The sequence below is a fragment of the Microbacterium sp. gxy059 genome (genome assembly GCF_050958665.1).
In the GTDB taxonomy this organism is placed as follows: Bacteria; Actinomycetota; Actinomycetes; order Actinomycetales; family Microbacteriaceae; genus Microbacterium.
Window position 1 is genome coordinate 59,937 of record NZ_JAMXWT010000015.1, and the last position, 19,266, is coordinate 79,202.

At 74.0% G+C, this 19,266-nt stretch carries 11 protein-coding genes; 2 read left to right on the forward strand and 9 right to left on the reverse strand.

The window, feature by feature from the left end:
- Nucleotides 1-44: 44 nt before the first annotated feature.
- Nucleotides 45-1,157 (reverse strand): glycosyltransferase, encoded by a 1,113-nt coding sequence (locus NHL53_RS10010; protein ID WP_433776720.1) that lies wholly within the window; start codon nt 1,155-1,157, stop codon nt 45-47.
- A 169-nt stretch (nt 1,158-1,326) separates the two neighbouring features.
- Between NHL53_RS10010 and NHL53_RS10015 the strand changes: the two genes are divergently transcribed.
- Nucleotides 1,327-1,590, forward strand: a complete 264-nt coding sequence (locus NHL53_RS10015) for a glutaredoxin domain-containing protein (protein WP_433776721.1) — start codon at nt 1,327-1,329, stop codon at nt 1,588-1,590.
- A 70-nt stretch (nt 1,591-1,660) separates the two neighbouring features.
- Complete coding sequence (locus NHL53_RS10020) at nt 1,661-2,032, forward strand: dehydrogenase (protein ID WP_433776722.1); 372 nt, start codon at nt 1,661-1,663, stop codon at nt 2,030-2,032.
- A gap of 58 nt (nt 2,033-2,090) precedes the next feature.
- On the opposite strand, the gene NHL53_RS10025 is transcribed toward NHL53_RS10020, so the two are convergent.
- From NHL53_RS10025 to NHL53_RS10060, 8 genes are read right to left on the reverse strand one after another with little or no spacing between them, the layout of a single operon-like run.
- Entirely contained in the window at nt 2,091-4,508 is a 2,418-nt protein-coding gene (locus tag NHL53_RS10025; protein ID WP_433776723.1) for a protein kinase domain-containing protein, read from the reverse strand.
- The gene (locus tag NHL53_RS10030) at nt 4,505-5,770 is read right to left on the reverse strand and encodes an FHA domain-containing protein (RefSeq protein ID WP_433776724.1); all 1,266 of its coding nucleotides are present in this window, start codon (nt 5,768-5,770) and stop codon (nt 4,505-4,507) included. Before NHL53_RS10030 ends, NHL53_RS10025 begins: the two co-directional genes overlap by 4 nt.
- Nucleotides 5,767-6,609, reverse strand: coding sequence for a PP2C family protein-serine/threonine phosphatase (locus NHL53_RS10035; RefSeq protein WP_433776725.1), 843 nt, complete (start codon nt 6,607-6,609; stop codon nt 5,767-5,769). Before NHL53_RS10035 ends, NHL53_RS10030 begins: the two co-directional genes overlap by 4 nt.
- A complete protein-coding gene (locus NHL53_RS10040) occupies nt 6,606-8,132 on the reverse strand; it encodes an RDD family protein (RefSeq protein ID WP_433776726.1) in 1,527 nt (508 codons plus the stop codon). Before NHL53_RS10040 ends, NHL53_RS10035 begins: the two co-directional genes overlap by 4 nt.
- 1 nt (nt 8,133) lies before the next feature.
- Nucleotides 8,134-10,605 carry a transglutaminase-like domain-containing protein gene (locus tag NHL53_RS10045; protein ID WP_433776727.1) on the reverse strand — a complete coding sequence of 824 codons (2,472 nt, stop codon included), beginning with the start codon at nt 10,603-10,605 and terminating at the stop codon, nt 8,134-8,136.
- Complete coding sequence (locus NHL53_RS10050) at nt 10,602-11,927, reverse strand: DUF58 domain-containing protein (protein ID WP_433776728.1); 1,326 nt, start codon at nt 11,925-11,927, stop codon at nt 10,602-10,604. Before NHL53_RS10050 ends, NHL53_RS10045 begins: the two co-directional genes overlap by 4 nt.
- A 20-nt stretch (nt 11,928-11,947) precedes the next feature.
- Nucleotides 11,948-12,928: an AAA family ATPase gene (locus NHL53_RS10055; protein WP_433776729.1), complete on the reverse strand. Its 981-nt coding sequence runs from the start codon at nt 12,926-12,928 to the stop codon at nt 11,948-11,950.
- A gap of 31 nt (nt 12,929-12,959) precedes the next feature.
- Nucleotides 12,960-19,148 carry an Ig-like domain-containing protein gene (locus NHL53_RS10060; RefSeq protein WP_433776730.1) on the reverse strand — a complete coding sequence of 2,063 codons (6,189 nt, stop codon included), beginning with the start codon at nt 19,146-19,148 and terminating at the stop codon, nt 12,960-12,962.
- Nucleotides 19,149-19,266 lie beyond the last annotated feature (118 nt).

Sequence of the window (19,266 nt, forward strand, 5' to 3'; positions counted from 1 at the left end):
GGTCGCGCGCCTCCCGTCCGCTCGATCGGGCGGATCCGCTCTCCTCAGGGGACGCGGACGGACGATCGGCGCAGCTCCCGCACCGCTGACCGCCGCGGCGCGTAGACCACGAGGGAGTGGAACGTGAAGCGCGCGACGAACGCGACCGCGAGGGTCACCGCCGTCGCGAGCACGCTCGAGACGTGCCAGGTCTCGACCATGAGCGCCATGACGGGGATGCGCACGGCCGCCTCGACGTTGTTGAACAGGAACGAGTGGGCGAACCGCCCCCCGAACCCTCGCGCCTGCTCCCGCATGTCGCGGAACACGAACCGCTCGATGAGCAGGAAGTTGCCGATGATCGTCGCCTCCGCTCCGACGACCGCGGCCGCGATGTAGCCGACGCCGAGGCTCGTGAGCGCCCAGACGATGCCGATGTTCGCGACGGCGCCGAGCGCGCCGATGAGGGCGAACAGGCTCATCTTGCCGAACCGCAGCAGAGCGAGCTGGTGGAGGAAGCGCGCGCCCTGCGCGAGCGACGCCTTCGACCGCCCCGCGAAGCGGTCGCCGAACGCGAACGGCACCTCGGCGACGCGCAGCGGCTGCCGAACGAGGATCTCCAGCAGGATCTTGAAGCCGCGGGGCCGCAGCGTCTCGAGATCGAGCGCGCGGCGGTCGACGGCGAAGAACCCCGTCATCGGGTCGGTCACGTCGCGCAGGCGCACGGGGAACATCGCGCGGGTGACGGCGTTGGATCCGCGCGAGACGAGCTCGCGGGTGCGGTCGGCGAGGCCCCCGGCGCTGCCGCCGCCCGCGTAGCGCGAGGCGACGACCACGTCGGCGTCGCCCTCCTCGAGGCGATCGGCGAGCAGCGGAATGGTCTCTGGCGGGTGCTGCAGGTCGCCGTCGATGACGACGCACCGGTCGGCGGCGGCGAGGCGGAACCCCTCCACGACCGCGCCGCCGAGGCCGCCGACGGGCTGCTCCCTGTGCACGACGCGCACCGGGAGCGGGGCGGACCGGGCCGCGCGGCGCACGGCATCCGCCGTGCCGTCGGAGCTGTCGTCGACGAAGAGGATCTCGGCGTCTCGGCCGGCGAGGGCGGCGGAGGCGCGGCGGACGAGCTCGGCGACGTTGTCGACCTCGTTGAAGGTCGGGACGACGACGGTCAGCTCCACCTCGCTCCTCCCTCCCGCATGTCGATCATGGTCGCACGGTGCGCTCGACATCCATCCTGCCGCGCGCCCGCCTTCGACTGGCTGGGAGATCGCGCCGCACGTGCGGGGACCCCCCTGCGCGGGCGCCCCGCGCGGCCTCCCGCGTCTCCGGGCGACGTATCCTGAGGGCATGAGCGCTCCCGCGAACGACACCATCACCCTGTTCGGCGCCGAGTGGTGCCGCGACTGCCGCCGCACCAAGGCTCAGCTCGACGAGCTCGGCGTCGAGTACGCCTACGTCGACCTCGAGGCCGACCCCGCCGCCGCGGACGTCGCGAAGGACATCTCGGGCCGCACCAACATCCCCGTGGTCGTCTACCCCGATTCGTCGCACCAGGTCGAGCCGTCGAACGCCGACGTCGAGGCCAAGCTGCGCGAGCTCGCCCTCATCTGACGCCTCGTCGGGCGGATCCCCACGCGGGCGGATCCCCGCACGGGCGGATCGCGTGGGGCATGATGGACGTGTGAGCGAGCACGTCCAGCAGGTCAGCACCCAGAACGAGATCTGGCGCGCCCGTCCCGAGGGCTCCCGCCTCGTCGGCATCGTGGTCGCGCGAGACGGCATGCCGTCCGTCGTCGAGCAGCGCGAGCTGCTCACGAGCTTCGGCGTCCCGATCGACGGCTTCCGCCACCCGGCGCCCAACGTCGTCGAGACGTGGGAGGAGCGCCTCACCCGTCTGTTCGGGCGCCTCGAGAGCGGCGACGTCGTCGTCGTGACGAGCGCCCGCGTCTTCGGCCGCGACGCCGCGGAGGAGGCGCAGACGATCGCCGAGCTCGGCCGGCGGGGCATCATCATCAAGGTGCTGTCGCACGGCACCGTCCCGGTCGGCGAGTAGCGCGCCGCGCCGGACGACGACGGGGGATCCGCGAGGGTCCCCCGTCATCGTCTCGTCGTCAGTCCGCGGCTCCCGGCCGCGTCACGCAGGCGCGCTCGAGCGGCGATCGGTTGCCGTCGCCGCGCTGCAGGATGACCTCGATGCACGTCTGGTCGGTCGACTGCAGGGGCACGACGACCGACGTGTCGGCGGTCTCCTCCCCGAACTCCGTGAGGCGCCCCTCCTCGGCGATGCCCCAGAGGTACGCGTCGCCGAGCTCGCTGTCGGCGCTGCGCCACGTGAAGGTGACCTCGTCGCCCTCGATCGTCCCCTCGAGTCCCTCCACGGGGGGCACCTCGCGCACCGTGGCGGGCTCCGAGGGCGTCTCCTCGGCGTCGCGCTGCGCGGCCACCCAGAGCAGCACCCCGGCGACCGCGCCGGCGACGACGATGGCCGTCGTCGCGAGGCCGATCACGAGCGGCCAGTTCACGCGGCGGCGCGGAGCGGGAGCCGCCTCCGGCGCCGCCGCGGCCGACGGGGCGCGGGTGACGGACTGGGCGCCGTCTCGGCCGGTCGTCCGGAACTGCGCCGGGTCGGCCTTCGGGACGCTCGACGCGTCGATCTCGACGCGCGACTCGAAGGCGTAGTCGAGGACCGGGTCGGCGCTCGGTCCGCGGCGGGGCCGGGCGACCGTCTCGTCGGAGACGTCGTCGATCGCCGGAGGCACCCACGCGGGGGCGGAGCGCGCGGGCCGCTCCGCCCGCGCGCGGATCACGGTCTCGTCGGCGACGGGCGCCTCCGCCGGGCCGGGCCGGGGGTCGCGCAGCCGCGTCGCGTCATCGGGCGGCGCGACGCGCTCGGGCGGCCGCGGGGCGCGGCGGATCGTCTCATCGGGGGCGGGATCCTCGACCGCCGGGGGCGCCGGCTGGTCCCGGGGGGCGCGACCGGACGGATCCGGCGCGCCCGCCCGAGGCGCGCGCCGCACCGTGGCGTCGTCGATCGCCGCGGCGTCGGCCGCCGGGGGCGCGGGATCCGCGCGGGTCTCCCCCGCGGTGCGCCGGAACGTCTCCCCGGCGGGGTCGGCGGCCGCGGGGCCGTCGGGGGCCGCGCGCGTCGCGTCCTCGGGCGCCGCGACGTCCGCCGACGCGTCCCGCGCCCGATCCTCCGACGGCCGGGCGTCCGGGCGGAGCGCGGCGGGGTCGTCGGCGCGCTCGTCGCCCGAGACGGCCGCCTCGCGCAGCGCCGCCGCGTCGTCGGACGCCCGAGGATCCGGGGACGCGTCCCCCTGCGCCGTGCCGCGCGCGGCGCGCAGCTCCCGCCGCGTCGTCGTCGTGCTCTCGGCCGGCCCCGCGGGATCCTCCGCCGCGGGCGGCGCGAAGGTCGACTCGGGGGCGAATCCGGTCGTCGGCGAGGGAGAGGGCTCCCCGGGAGGCGCGAACGCCGAATGGTCGATGGGCGCCGCCTCGCGCGGGATCTCGAACGGCGCCGCCGGCGCGGGGGCGGGAGGCGAGACGGGCAGGTGCACGGCGCCCGCGGCGGGCGAGCGCGGGCCGCGGGTGGCTCCGAGCCGGCGGATGCGCGTCTCGCCGATGTCGTCGGGCTCCGCCCCGGGATCCTCGGCGTCCTCGGGATGGTCGTCGAGGATGTCGATCGGAGTGACGGGATGCCCCAGCTCGATCTGCACCTTCTGCAGGGCGCGGGCGAAGGCGACCGCGCTGGGGAAGCGCGCGGAGGCGTCCTTCGCCATCGCCCGTTCCAGCACGGCGCGCAGCGACGCGGGCACATCGTCTCGCTCGAACGCGGGCAGCGGCAGCCTCTCGATGCGATCGATGAGCGCGGCGGAGGCGTTGCTCTGCCCCGGGACCTCGAACGGCGAGCGCCCGGCGAGCAGCGTGAACAGCGTCGCCCCCAGCTGGTACACGTCGCTCTCGACGCCGCTGCGGGGCGGATCCGCGAAGGCCTCGGGCGGCGACCACGGGATCGACACGCCCTGGCTCTCGTCGGGCTGGGCGGAGGTCGACGCGATGCCGAAGTCGGTGAGCGCGGGGCGGTTGTACTCGGTGACGAGGATGTTCGCGGGCTTGATGTCGCGGTGCAGCACCCCGGCGCGATGCGCCGTCTCGACGGCGGCGGCGACGGGGATCCCCGTGTGCAGCGCCTCGCCGATCGAGAACGCCTCGCGCCGATAGCGCACCTGCAGGTTGGGGCGCGGGCAGTACTCCATGACGAGGTACGGCCGGCCGTCGTCCGCGACGCCCGCCTGGTAGATGGTGACGATCGACGGGTGCGTCGAGAGCATCGCCATGACGTTCGCCTCGGCCGTGAACTGCGCGGCGGAGGTGGAGATGCGATCGGGCAGCAGCACCTTCACCGCCACGCGCCGACGCGGCAGCTTCTGCTCGTACAGGAACACGTCGGCAAAGCCGCCGGATCCCAGCACCTGCAGCGCCGTGAATCCGGCGATCTCGGGCGGGGAGGACGCGACGCGACGCGTCACGTGCGCTCCTCGACCGTGATGCGCACCTCGTCGCCGAGGTCGAGCACGTCGCCCGGCACGAGCACCGTGCGCTCCCCCGGACGCAGGCGCACCGGATCGGCGCCTCCGCGGATCAGGAGGGTGCCGTTGGTGGTGCGGAGGTCGGCGGCGATGACGGATCCGTCGTCGGAGGACAGCTCGAGGTGGCTGCGCGAGATGTCGAGCTGCGGGCTGTCGACGGCGACGAGGCGCGGCGGGGCGTCGAGCGCGACGCGAGCGGCGCTCGGGCTGCGGCCGATGATCACGGTGCGGTCGAGGGCGATCTCCTCGCCCGTCGAGAGCCGCACGCGCGGACAGGACGGGGCGGGCGGATCCGCGGACAGGTCGACGATCGTGTCGGCGGACGCCTCGCGCTCGGGCGCCGCGGCGAGGGTCGTCGCGGGGAGCGGCGACGCGGACGACGGCGTTCCCTCCGGCTCCTCGGGATCCGCGCGGGGCGCGTCGGGGGCGGGCTCCGCGTCACCCCCGACCTCCTCCGCGGCGCGGAGGGCGCGCAGCTCGGCGAGGGTCATGGTGGCTCCGTCGTGGTCGCCCTCGTCGCCGGTCCGTCGCCGGTCGCGCCGCGTCGCGGGGCGCGCCTCGCGCAGCTCCGCGACGGAGATCGTCGCGCCGTCGTGATCGCCCGCGGGCGCCGCGTCGTCGGGGACGCTCCCCGCCGGGGCGGATCCCCCGTCGGCGTCCGTCGGCGTCGCGCGCACGTCCGCCTCGGCGGGGTCCTCGGCGCCGTCCGCCGTCTCCGGCTCCGCGGGCGCTTCGGGGGTCTCGCCGTCGGCGGGGCCGGCATCCGCCGCGGACGGAGCCGCGGCGTCGGAGGCGCCTGGTTCCTCCCCCGCGTCGGGAGCGCCGCCGTCGGCGGCGGAACCGGGCGCGGGGTCCTGCGACCCGTCGGCGCTCTCGACGGAGTCGTGCCCCGGGTCCGGAGCCTCCTCCTGCGGCGGCGCCGCGGAGGCGGCGGGCGGCGCGGCGGCCTCCGGCGCCTCGGGACGAGGCGCGTCCGTCGCCAGGCCGGCGTACGCCGTCGCGGGCGGCGAGCCGGTCGTCGACACGCGAGCGGGCGAGGCGTCGAGGTCGACGACGATCGCCCAGTCGAGCCCGCGGACGGCCGCGCAGGCCGCGTCCCACGACACGGCGAGCTCGGCGGCGAGCGTCTCCTCGTATCCCGCCACGGGACCCGCGGGTACGAACGCGACGCGGCGCCCGCCGACGATGAGGATCCCGGTCATGCGTCCGTCTCCGATCGCCGGGGAAGGGTGTCCGCGTCGATCTCCACGACGCGCCAGGAGTCGCGCTCGAGGGTCTGCACCTCGATGTCCGCGCCCTCGCCGCATCCGCGCACCTCGAGCGCGTCCACGACGACGGCCGTGACGTTGTCGCGTCCGCCCGCGTGCACGGCGGCGTCGACGAGCCGCGTGGCGGCCCGCTGCGGTTCGTCCTCGCCGCGCAGCACCTCAGCGATGGCGTCTGCGTCGAGCTCGTCGGACAGCCCGTCCGAGCACACGAGCACGCGATCGCCTGGCAGGGCGGGGAGCATCCACAGCTCCGCGGCACCGGGGTTCCCGGCCCCGAGTGCGCGCGTGACGACGTGGCCGCCGACCCGAGCGCGCGCCTCCTCCAGCGTGATGCCGGCCGCGTCGACGAGCTCCTGCACGAGCGAGTGATCGACGGTGAGCTGGGCGAGGCGCCCCGAGCGCAGGAGATAGGTGCGAGAGTCGCCCACATTCACGACGAGCCAGTACCCGACGTCCTCCTGCTGCCCGGCGATGACCCCCGTCAGGGTGCACCCCGCGCCCGACTGCTGCGTCTCGGAGAACCGGTCGATGACCCGCCTGGCCTGCGCGAGCGCGTCGCGCACCTCCTCCGGGGAGACCGCCCCGCGCCCCGCGAAGCCGCTGAAGGCGCCGAGCGCGGTGGCCGCCGCGACGTCGCCTGCGTCGTGGCCGCCCATGCCGTCGGCCACGAGGAAGCAGGGCGCCGACGCGAGCGCGGCGTCCTCGTTGACGGTGCGGCGTCGGCCGACGTCCGTCGCCGCGCCCGCCGCCGTGACGATGGCGGGCTGGGTCATCCCGCGGCTCCCGGCCCCTCGAGGCTCACGGTGCGCTCGCCGATCGCGAGCACGTCGCCCGGTGCCACCTCGATCGGGTCCCCCACCGGGAGCACGCGCTCCTCGCCGCCGCGCACGAGCACGACGCCGTTCGTGGAGTGCCGGTCGACGATCTCCGCGCCGCTCGGGCCGACCCGCACCTCGAAGTGGGTCTTCGACAGGGACAGCGACGCGTCCGCGATCGCGATCGAGGTGACGCCCTGCTCGTCGGCGGGGTTGCGTCCGATGAGCGCGCGCCCGGACACCGTCGTGCGCGTGCCGTCGTCCCAGACGAGCACGACGGACGGCCCCGCCGAGCGCGCGGCCCGGTTCACGACGACCGTGTCCTCCGGCAGATCCTCGACGGGCGAGGCGGGAGCCTCCGCGGAGGCCGGCGCCTCGCGCGGGGCCGGATCCTGCGTCACACCCGGCACGAACGCGATCGGCTCGCCGGAGGGCGCGGAGGCGGGAGCGGTCGGCGGCGCGGGCTGCTCAGCCGGCGGGGCGGGCTCGGCCGGCGGAGCGGGCTCCTCGAACGCCGGGGGCGCCGCCGGAGGGATCGGCGCGGCGAACGAGGGAGGCTCATCGGAGACGGGTGCGGCGGGCGCTTCGAAGGCCGGAGGGGCCTCGAACGCCGGGGGCGCGGGCTGTGCCGGAGCGGACTCCGCCGGCTGCGCGAACGCTCCCCCGGCGGGGGGCGGGGCGTAGGCGGCGGGAGGGGCCGCTCCGTCGGAGGGCGCCGGAGCGGGCGGGAACGCGATCCCTCCCTGCGACGGCGGTGCGGAGGGCGCCGAGGGCGGGAACGCCAGCCCGGACGGGGTCTGCCCGCCGTCCCACGCGGGCGGCGCGGGATCGTGCGTCGGGAAGGACAGGTCGTGCGGCTGCGCCCAGCCCGACGCCGCGGGCGGTGCCCCGGCCGGCGCCTGCTGCGGGGGCGCCGGCGACGTCTCGGGCGCCGACGCGGTGCGGGGCGCGACGTCGACGACGATGCTGTCGGCGACGCTGTCGTGCCAGCCGCGACGGCGTCCGCTCTTATCGAAGAAGACCGAGAAGTAGCCGACGACGATGACGGCGGCGAGACCCCAGATGAGGGTGCGCAGCAGCGCGCGCCCGAAGCCGAGGGGCGCGCCCGTGTCGGCGCGCACGATCCGGATCCGCAGCAGGCGCTGGCCGACCGACCCTCCCGCCCCCTGCATCCACACGTAGACGAGGGCGACCGCGAGCGAGACGAGCAGCGGGATGAGGCCGAGCCCGAGGATGCGCGTCGGGTCGCCCCTCAGCACGGCGTCCGCGATCCCGAAGGACACGGCGCCGAACGCCGTCCCCGTCACGATGCCGATGAGCGCCCCGTCGATGAGATAGGCGCCCACGCGGCGCCCGAGGGTCGTCACGCGCCCCTCTCCCGTCGGCGCGGACGCCGCAGGGGCCGGAGCCGGCGCGACCGGCGGCGGGCCTCCCTGCTGCGGCTGGCTGGCGTAGCCCGACTGCCCCGTCGACATGCTCATGTCACTTCCCCCTCTTCGACACGGCGTCCCGTGCTTCCTGGAGCCTCTCACGAAGGCCCTGCGTCGCGCGACGCACCGGCGAATCCTTCAGCAGCGCGCGCAGGCTCAGGCGCGCCCGCAGCCGCGACCAGCGCGTCGACTTCTGACGCATCGCGCCGACCCGCTCGTCGACCCGATCCCAGTACGCCTGCACCTCGTCGTCCGTGGGGTCGACCGGCGCGAACACGCCGCCGTCGGCGGTCGCGGCGAGGACGGGCACCTCCGGGTCGTGGAAGGCCGACGCGACCGCCGCGGCCTCCTCGTGCCGCGTCGCGCCCGCGGGCAGCGCCGCGCCGCGGTAGGCGCCGAGGTCGGTCGCGCGGTCGACGAGCTCGCTCCAGCCGCCCGCGATCCGGTCGCTCGGCTCGGGCGCCGCGAGGCGCTTCCGGCGCCGCGACAGCTTGATCCCGCCGATGACGAGGAACGGCGACAGCAGCAGCGCGATCACGAGCAGGCTGACGCCGGCGATGCCGAGGATCATCCACACGAGCGGCGACAGCAGCGGCTCGTCCTGCTCGGCGTCCTCCCGCTCGTTCGGCACGAGCGGCGGCTCGTCGGCGGGCTCCTGCGGCGGGGGCGGCGGCTGCAGCACCTGCGGGCGCGGCTCCTGCCGGGGACGCTCCGTGATCTCCTCCGGCACGTTGTCCGCGGGCGGGGTGGGGTCGAACGGCACCCACCCGTATCCGTCGAACGCGACCTCCACCCACGCGTGCAGGGTGGAGCCCGAGGCGACGAACGGGTCGACGTGCGGGTCGTCCTCGCCCGCGTGGAATCCCATGACGACGCGAGCGGGGATCCCCAGCTCGCGGGCGAGGATCGCCATCGCGACCGCGTACTGCTCGTCGTCCCCCACGCGCTGCTCCGCGGTGAGGAGCTGGCTGATGCGCTGGGATCCGTGGCCCGCTCGCGACTGCGGATCGTCCTCCTCGCGGCCCGTGTCCTCCTTCGTGAGGCCGTGGCTGAAGTAGCTGTTGCGCAGCCACTCCTCGAGCGCGACCACGCGGTCGTACTGCGAGAGGGATCCGGCTTCGGCCGCCTCCGCCTCGTCGAGGATGTCGGCGGCGATCGACGCGGCGTCGACGGGAGCCTGGGCGAGGCGGGGCAGCGTCACCTTCGCGAAGTCGGCGTCGGCGAGCTGCTCGGGGGTCGGCTCCTCGGGGATCACGGCGCGCATCTCGTAGCGGTCGCCGGTCTGCAGCCCGCCCGTCACGAGGCCCGTGCCCGTGCGGTCGTTGAGGTACGTGCCGCGGCGCAGCGCGTCGAACCGCTCCCCCGACCCCTGGAAGGCCACCCGGTCGACGAGGCCGACGGCGGGCAGCCAGGCCCCGTCGTAGTCGCGGATCTCGATCTCGAGGTCGACCTCGGCGCCGTGGGCTCCCTCGGCCATGTTGCCGCGCAGGGGCGAGAACCCGCCCGACCGCAGGTCGCCCTCGTCGGACACGCTGTACACAAGCCCGTCGTAGGCGTCGAGGACGGCGAGGCGCACGCGCTCGCCCTCCGGCAGGCCGCTCACCTCGAACAGCGCCTGCTCGTCGGACGGATGGTCGCGCACGATCGACCGCCACGACTGCAGGGGGCTCGCGTACGTGTAGAGGTCGTAGGGCGGCACGATCACGTCGCGCGCCACCTCCCGCACCTCGTTGCGGGGCGCGATCGCCTCGGACGCGAGCCCCAGACCGGCCGCGACGGCGAGGATCAGCGCGCCCGAGAGGATCCGCGCGCCGGCGCCGCCCGTCGCGCCCTCGCCCGCGTGGCCCGCGACCGAGACGGCGCTGAAGCGCGGCGAGATCGCCTCGCGAAGGGCGAGCCAGGTGATCGCGACCACGACGAGGCCCGCCCCCAGCGCGAACGGCAGCCAGCGGGGCGGCGTGGAGGTGCCGAGGACGATCGTGAGCACGAGCGCGGCGGCCGCGGGCAGCAGCGCCCAGACCGGCGGCGTCACCCGCAGGGCGAGACTCCCCGCCGTGACGGCGGACACGAGCAGCAACGCGAACGGCACGAGCAGGTGACCGTCCTCCGTCGCCACGGGGACCACGGTGGTGAGGAACGACTTCCACATCGTGACCGAGCCGACGGCGAGCTCCCGCAGCGTCTCGAGCGACGGGATCACCCCGCCGATCGCCGTGTGCGGCAGGGCGAGCGCGCCGCCGAAGAGGAAGTACGCCGCGATCGTCGCCGGGGCGAGCACGAGCATGTGCCAGCGCCAGGCGGCCCCCGCCGCGGCGAGCGCGAGGCCGATCGCGACGGCGCCGTAGGCCGCGACGAAGAACCGGGCTCCGCCGAACAGCGGCCACAGCACGAGGATCGGCACGGTGAACAGCAGCAGCATCGCCGAGAGGTCGAGGATCCAGCGGCGCGCGGACAGCGGCTCCCGGGCGCGGGGGGTCCGGGCGAGCGAGGGCCCGCGGCGGCGGGTCGGCGGCGCGGCGGTCATGCGAGGGCCCTCAGCAGCGCGACGGGCAGCTGGTCGAGGGAGCCGAGCGTGACGACGTCGGCGTCGGCGATGCGGCGCAGCTGCGGATCCGCTCCCTCGTCGGCGACGCACACGAGGGTCCGCACGCCCACCGGCAGGCGCGCGGCCGCGGCCTTCAGGTCGGTCGCCGTCGCCCCGCGGCCCGTGACGAGCGCCACGAAGCTGGCCGACGGGATGTTCGCGCCGATGTAGGCGCCGAGCTCGTCGATGCCCGCGCGCACGCGGTCGCGCTCGAAGTCGGAGAGCGAGTCGAGCAGCTGCCGCTCGCTGCCCGCGCGCATCGACCGGCCCTGCGTGCGCAGGTCGACGTCGAACGCGTCGCGCAGGCCGCGACGGCCGAGCGAGGCCGCGATCGACACCGCCGTCTCGAACTCCTCGTCGCTGCGGTACTCGTGCTCGGCGTGCGAGACCGCGATGACGAAGTGCGACCGGCGGGTCTGCTCGTAGGTGCGCATCATGAGGGTGCCCGTGCGCGCGGTCGAGCGCCAGTGCACGTGCCGCAGGTCGTCGCCGGGCTGGTACTCGGTCAGCGCGTGGAACGAGATGTCGTCGCGCGCGAGGTCGGTCGTGGGCAGGCCCTCGAGGTCGCGGACGAATCCGAGCGTCTGGCCCTCGAAGACCACCGAGCGCGGATGCACGAACAGCTCCGTGGGCTCGTCGCGCTGCTCGACCCGCTCGAACAGGCCGAGCGGGTCGCCGCGCATGATGCTGACGGGGCCGACGGGCAGCACCCCGCGGCGCTGGGTGGGGATCCGGAACAGCTCGGTGACGCGCTCGCCCGCCGCCAGGCGCCGCACGAGGAACACGCCCCTGCCGTCGCCGACGGGCAGCACGACGCGCGAGGACGGGATCGCGCGGCTCGTCGTGTTCGCGAGGATGAGGCCGCCCTGGGCGAACTCGCCGACGACGACCCGGTCGCGCGTGAGGTCCAGCTCGACCTCGTAGCGGGTGCTGCCGAGGAGGAAGCAGGCGCAGGCGAGGACGATGACGGTGAGCACGATCGCGCCCGTCGTCAGCTCGCGCCATCCGTACAGCGGTCCGAGGATCCACAGCGCGATGGCGCCGACGATCGCGAGCCATCCGACCGGGCGCACGACCCGCGCCGCGCGGCCGACGGCGCGCGCCGCCTGCGCCGCGAGGTACCCGGCGACGCGCCACCAGGAGGCGCGGGGCGCCTCGGCCGGAGCGAACGCGGGGGTGGCCGGGTCGACGGGCGCGCCCGAGGGCGCCATGTCGGCGGGGACGCCCGCGATCGGCGCGGAGGGAGGGGTCGGACTGCTCATCGGCGGATGCTCGCGTGCGGTCAGGAGGCCGGCTGCTGCGCGCGGTTCTGCGGGGCCGGGACGTCGCTCAGCACGCGCTGCACGACGGTCGACGCGGCGACGCCCGAGAACTCGGCCTCGGGGTCCATCACGAGGCGGTGCGCCCAGACCGGCTGCGCGAGCACCTTGATGTCGTCGGGGATCACGTAGTGGCGCCCCTGGGCGGCCGCCCACACCTTCGCGAGGCGGATCATGGCGAGCGCGCCTCGCACGGAGACGCCGAGCCGCGTGTCCTGGTCGGCGCGGGTGGCCTCGGCGAGGTCGGCGGTGTAGCGCAGCACCGCCGCGTCGACGTGCACCGTCGCGGCGAGGTCGGCCATGTCGGCGACGGCCTCCGTCGTGATGAGCGGCGTGAGCTTCGCCGAGGGGTTGCGGTCGGCGGCGCCCGCGAGGATCCGCTCGGTCACCTCCGCGGTCGGGTAGCCGATCGACGCCTTGATGAGGAACCGGTCGAGCTGCGCCTCTGGCAGCTTGTAGGTCCCCGCCGTCTCGATCGGGTTCTGCGTCGCGAGCACGAGGAAGGGCCGGCCGACGTCGTGCGTGACGCCGTCGATCGTGACGCGCCCCTCCTCCATCACCTCGAGGAGCGACGACTGGGTCTTCGGCGAGGCGCGGTTGATCTCGTCGGCGAGCAGGATCGACGTGAACACCGGCCCCTGGTGGAACTCGAAGCTCTGCGTCTTCTGGTCGTAGATCGTCACGCCCGTCACGTCGCTCGGCAGCAGGTCGGGCGTGAACTGGATGCGGTTCGACGTGCCCTGCACGGTGGCGGCGAGGGCCTTCGCGAGGCTCGTCTTCCCCGTGCCGGGGGCGTCCTCGAGCAGCACGTGCCCCTCGGCGAGCATCGACGCGAGCACGAGGCTCACGACGTCGCGCTTGCCCATGAGGGCGCGGTCGACGTTGTCGACCAGGCGGCTGAAGGTGCCCTGGAACCAGCCGGCCTGCTGGGGCGTCATCGTCATCGGGTTCTCGCTTTCGTGGGGAGGGGAGGTGTCACTCTGAGGGCGGCGGGGGGAGCTTGATCTTGCCGGCGTCGCCGCTGTCTCCGGGGACGAGCTCGCGCCCGGTCCCGTTGTCCCACTGCGAGCGCACCTCCAGCTCGATGGTGCTGCCCGCCTTCGCCTTGTCGAAGCACGGGAGGCTCTCGAGTGTGCCCGACCCCGACATCTCTGCGGTGCCCCGGTCGGTGCTCCAGAAGAGATTGTTCTTGTACGAACAGGTGAGCTCGTACGTGCCCGGCGTGACGTTCGCGTAGTCGAGCACGGGGCGATCCTTGCTGCCGACCTTCAGCTCGAACGACGGCTCCGGAACGGGGACATCGCCCTGGATGCCGGAGGATTTCTGCCCGTCGTCCACTGGTGCGGTATCGCGGGCGTAGACCTTGATCCGGACCCGCTCGCCCGGCGGGAGCGGGATAGTCGTCGTCTCGTCGTACCGCTGCCTGTTGCCGTCCCAGCGCCGGTCGTAGAGGAGGCGTCCGTCGCGCCCCTCGATGTAGACGGTGAGCGCCCGCAGAGGGTAGCCGTTTGTCTCCTGGACGACGCGGAGATCGAGATCGCCGCCACGGAAGGTCCACTGGATCACCGGATCGGGCAGAGGACCGAAGGGGCGCACGGAGTCCGGCGTGCTCCCCGCCTCGCCGGGCAGACGTCCCTCGCCCCCCATCTGGGAGTAGGCGCGCACGGCGACCGTGTAATCCTGCCCGTTGACGGCAGGGATGGTCGTGGTGAGCCGGTCGCCGTCTCGCCCGATCTTCGGGACGTCCCTCCAGGTCGACGACGGCCCGCTGAGGCGGTACTGGTAGCCCAGCTCCTCATCGCGGGCTCCGTTGCCCTCTGCAGGCGCCCAGCTCAGGTGGAGCGCGCCGTCCGCGCCTGCCGCGCGCACCTCGCTGACCGGCCCCGGCTCGCTGTACGAGCGGATGCCCTTCGTCTGGTCGCTATACGCGCCCCTCCCCTCGCGGTTGAGCGCCGCGAGCGAGAAGCGGTAGTCCTCGGTCGAGGTCTTGAGCGCGAAGCGGATCTCGGTGCGGCCGTCGGCGACCTGCGTGATCGTCTCCGCGACGCCCCCGCGGTGATGCACCTGCACCGCCCACTTCTCGATCTTCGCGCCTCCGTTCGACACCCTCTCGGGCAGCGCGAGGGTGAAGATGTTCTCCCCGATGCTGCTCCGCTCGCGGGTGACGGACGGCACGCCGGGCTTGTCGGGCACGGTCGCCGGGTACTCCCACGCGCTCCACGGGCTCCACGCCCAGTCGTCGATGCTCCGCACGTCCGCGCGGTTGACCGCCGCGACCTGGAAGCGGTACTTCGTGCCGTTGACGAGCTCGTTCCGGATGTAGCTCGTGGCGGCCCGGCCGGTGAGGTCGATGACCTTCTCCTCGCCGCCGCCCTGCATGCGCAGGTAGTGGCCCGTCACGGGAGAGCCCTCGCTGCGCGGCTTGTTCCACGCGATGCCCAGCCGCTGATCGCGCTCCCCCTTCGCGAGCGAGTATCGCGGCGCCGCCGGGGCCTCGGGCTTCACGTCGGGGCGCACGACCGCGCTCGTCGCCGATGCGGGCGAGGGGCCGACCTCGTTGATCGCGCTCACGACGAACTGGTACTCGCGGTTGTTCACGAGCCCCTCGAGACGGCACACGGTCGACCGGCACTCCTGGCTGTATCCGCTGCCGAGCGTGTCCTCGACGAGGTACTCGCCGATCTCCGCGCCGTTGTTCGACGGCGCGGTCCACGACAGGGTCGCCTGGCGGTTGCCGACCTCGCTCGCGCGGGGAGTGCCCGGCCGATCCGGGACGCCCAGCACGGTCGCGGTGATGCGGCCCTGCACGTAGCGGTCGGAATCGTCCGTGAGGTCGGCGATCGTGTAGCGCACCGTGAGGTATCCGTGGAAGGACCCTCCCGGCGTCACCGACACCGAGTCGTCCGTGTAGGACACGGACGCGTCGCCCGCCTCCACGCGCGCGTCGATGACCCGCAGGGGCCCGTCTCCCTCGAACGGGTTGAAGTCGTTGCCGAGCACCGCGACGTCCAGCTGCTCGCCCTGGTGCACCTCGCCGAGCGCGTCGTCGACGGCGCCGGGGAGGGGCCGGCCCGATGCCGACACGGTGATGCCGACCTGTCCGCTCACGGGGTCGTTCTCGCCGTCGCTCACGGCCAGCTCGACCGTGGCGTTGCGGCCCCTGGCCTCGGGCGTCGCCTCCACGGTCAGGGTGCTTCCCGAGACCTCGGCGGTCACGCCGTCCGGCAGGGTGCTGGTCGCCGTGTAGGAGATCGGATCCTCGTCGATGTCGAACGTGCGCTGCGCGAGGTCGATCGTGACCGGGCCGTCGCCCGCGCCCACCGTCGTGGTCGTGTTCGTGAACTCGGGCGGCTCGTTCTCGGGCGTCGTGACCGTGATCGGCAGCGTGATGACCGACTTGCGGCCGTCGGGGTCGTCCGGCCCGTCGCCGTCGGTCACCTCGAACGTGATGTCGTCGGATCCCATGTAGCGGTACTCCGACCGGTACTGGAGGGTCGTCGGGTCCTTCACGAGCGCGGATCCGTCGCCGTGGTTCACCGACACCCGGTCGCTCGAGGTGATGCGCACGTCGAGGCCGTCGGCCACCTGCACGTAGTCGGCGAGGGGGATCTCGACGACCTTGTTGCTCTGCACCTCGATCGCCGCGCCCTCCTTCGCGACGGGGCGCAGGTCGTCCTTCGCGGGCACGATGAGGAACGCCGACGCCTCGTTGCCGTCGATGTCGGTGACCGTGTACGGGATCGTCTGGCGGCGATCGTCGATCGCGACCCGCACCCAGCCGGGGCCCTTCGCGGGCAGCGGCTCGACCCGGTCGACGGCGAGCTCGAGCGCGTCGGTCGTGCCGTCCGGATCCTCGTCGTTCTCGAACAGGTCGATGTCGGCCGTGAAGTCGCCCGTCACCATGTCGATGAGCACGCGGTCGTCGCGCGCGATGGGCGATTCGAGGGGCACGTCCTCGGCGACGGTCACGTGCACGACGCCGCGCGCCTCGTTGCCGACCTCGTCGCGGATCGCGTACTCGAACTGCGTCTGGGTCGGGTTCTGGGGGGCGGTCACGACGATGCGGTCGCCCGAGACCTCCACGCGCAGATCGGACCCGTCCGGCAGCGCGATGCCGTCGCTCACGAGCCCGAACGTGTCGCCCTCGGGGTCGGAGTCGTTCGCGAGCACGGGCACCGAGACGGTGCGCCCCGGGCGCATCGCGATCTCGTCGGTCATCGCGTTCGGCGGCTGGTTGGTGCCTTCGGGGGGCGCGATGCCGATGCGCACCGTGCCGATGGCCTCCTCGCCGAACGTGTCGACGACGCGGTACCGGAACGCGTCGACGCCCGATGCGTCGCGATACGCCTCGAAGGTGAAGAAGTCGGGGCCGATCTCGGTGATGCGGCCCTTGCTCGGGGCCGACGAGATGCCGACGAGATCGACCATGTCACCGTCGGGGTCGATGCCCTCGAGGGGGATCTCGACGCGCGACGACGAGCCCGCGATGGCCCGCGCCGTGACGCTGCGGGCGTTCGGCGCCGAGTTGCTCTCCTCGTTCCACGGCGTGATGTCGATGCGGATGAGCCCGGCGCTCTTCTGCCCCTGGCTGTCGACGATCTCGTAGATCGCGGTCGCCTGACCGCTCGCGCCCTCGGCGGCGCGGAACCGCACCGTGTCCTGGGAGACGAAGATCTGACCCTGCTCCTCGTCGGGCGCCTCCACGAACTCGGGAACCACCTGGAAGGTGTCGCCGTTCGGGTGGTGGTCGTTGTCGGTCACGGGGATCGTGACGATGTCGCCCGCGCGCACCGTCGCGCTGTCGTCCTCGGCCACGGGGGGCTGGATCGTGTCGCTCGGCGGCACGGGGATCACGACGATCTCGCCCGAGGCCGACTTCCGCCCGTTGTGGATCGTGTAGCTCACGACCACCTGCTCCGAGAGCATCGCGCGGTCCGTGATGCGCACGGTCTGGTGGGCGAGGACGGCGGCCGAGACCCCGGATCCGTCCGGCGCGGACACCGACTGCACGACGAGCACGCCGCCCGACGGATCCTGGTCGTTCTGCAGCACGTCGACGAGCACCTCGCCGCCGCCCGGCAGGTAGGCGGTGTCGCGCACCGCGACGGGCGGATCGTCGGACGTGTTCTCCTGCGGCAGCACGTCGACGCGCACGAGGCCGGGCGCCGACTGCGGACCGGCGACCGCCGTGTACTCGAGGTAGTAGGTGCCCGCCTCGTCGGAGGTGACCTCGAAGGTGCCGTTCTGGTGGTCGACCTGCAGGCCCAGCTCGGGGATCTCGCTGACCGCGGAGAGCGTCAGCTCCTCGCTCGCCGCGTTGATGTCGTTCACGAGCGGCTCGACCGTCGCGGTCTCGCCCTCGTAGAGCACGGCGTGGTCGGCGTTCGTGACGGGCCGCACGGTGCCGACGGGGCGCACGTCGAGGGCGAGTGATCCCGTCGCCTCGGCGCGGCCGTCGGAGATCGAGACGTCGACCTCGATCGGCCCCTCCTGTCCCGAGCGCGCGTGGTAGGTGACCTGGCCGTCGGCCGTGAAGGTCACCTCGTCGCCCTCCGCGGGCGTCACGCCGGCGAGGAAGATGTCGTCGCCGTCGGGGTCGATCCAGTCGGGCAGCACGTTGTACGTGACGGACCCGCCGGTCTCGACGGCGACCGTCGGCTGCAGCGGCTTCTGCACGGGCGCCTGGTTCTGCTCGTCGGACTGCACGGAGAACGTGACCCGGCCGGTGTCGGATCCGCCGCGCCCGTCCTCGACCGTGTAGGAGAACGTGCCCGTGCCGGTCGCCTCGTTCGGGGGAACCGTGATCTGGAGCGCCTTGCCGTCCTGGATCGGCTCGACCGTGCCGATCGCGGGCTGCTCGGACACGGTGACGGTGAGCAGGTCGCCGTCGGGGTCGTTGTCGTTGTCGAGCACCGGCAGCACGGCCGAGCGCCCCGCGCGCACGCCGTACTCGTCGTCGCCCGCCTCCGGCGGACGGTTGTCCTGCGTGCGGTCGGGGGGCTGCACCTCGGTCGCGTCGGTCTGCTCGACCTCCTCCGACTCCTGGTCGTCGCCCTCCGGCGGCGTCAGGTCGTCCCAGTTGTCGACGATCTGCAGCTCGTCCGACGCCAGCCAGGAGCGCCCGCCGACGCCGTCGTTCACGACGACGGCCGTCCCGCGCGCCCGCAGGGTCAGCGACGCGTCACCCGCCGCGTCCGGCAGCGGCGTCGCGAGGTCGCGGTCGGTGCCGGGGCAGTCACGGACGAAGAGGTTCGCCCCGCGCCAGGCGGCGTAGGCGCACCCGTCGACGACGACCGGGGTGGTCGCCTCGCCCTCGCCTCCCGCGGCGACGGACGCCGCCTCGGATCCGTCGAGAGGCACCGTCAGCAGCGCGGACGACGTGGCCACGCGCACCGCGGAACCGCTCTCGGCGTCGTCGGCGAGGCGCATGCCCTCGCCCGTGCCGACCGAGGTCGCCAGCCCGTCCGGGGTGATCACGAGCCCCTCGGCGGCGTTGAGCACGACGGGCACGCGGCCGACCGAGGTGATCTGCAGGGCGTCGCCGTCGGCGACGTTCTCGATCTGCCGTTCGACCGGCTCGTCGGCGGGAGAGCCGTCGCGGGTGGTCTCGATGGTCGTGATCGTGCGCTGGGAGGCGGACGCGACGTGCACCGCGCCGTCGACGCCGACGGTCACGACCGCGTCGGAGGGCACCTCGAGCGTCGGCTCGCTCTCCTCGACCGAGAAGGATCCCATCTCGGCGGCCGGCATCACGAACAGCGCTCCGTCCTCGGGCTCGAGGATCGCGAGGGTCTCGCCACCCTGCTGCACGGACGATCCGGCGTCGACCATGACGCGCTCGCCGAGCACCATCGCGGCGCCGTCCACCCGGGAGAGGGAGTTGTTGCCGGCGTCGTGCACGAAGACGTGCGGTCCGGTCTGGAGCACCCGCACCTGATCCGACTCGGCGCCGCGCAGCTGGCCGTCGAGCAGCGCCGACTCGGTGCCGAGGTGCCCGATGACCTCGGCGGAGGTCTTCGTGACCCACACCGCTCCGTCGTCGAGCTCGACCTCGGCGGTGGGGTTGCCGTCGTAGGCGACGGCGAACGTGGTGAGCGCGACGGCGCCGACGGTGAGCACGCCGATGCTGGCGATCGTTCCCTTTCGCCCACGCGTCCACGACACGGCTCTCATCGAATGATGCTCCCCCAAGCAGTCCTGCGGCACGCGACGCCGTCGCGACGTCCTCGCGTCCGTCACACATTACCGCGACAATCGACGAGGACGGATCGTTCTCGGGCGG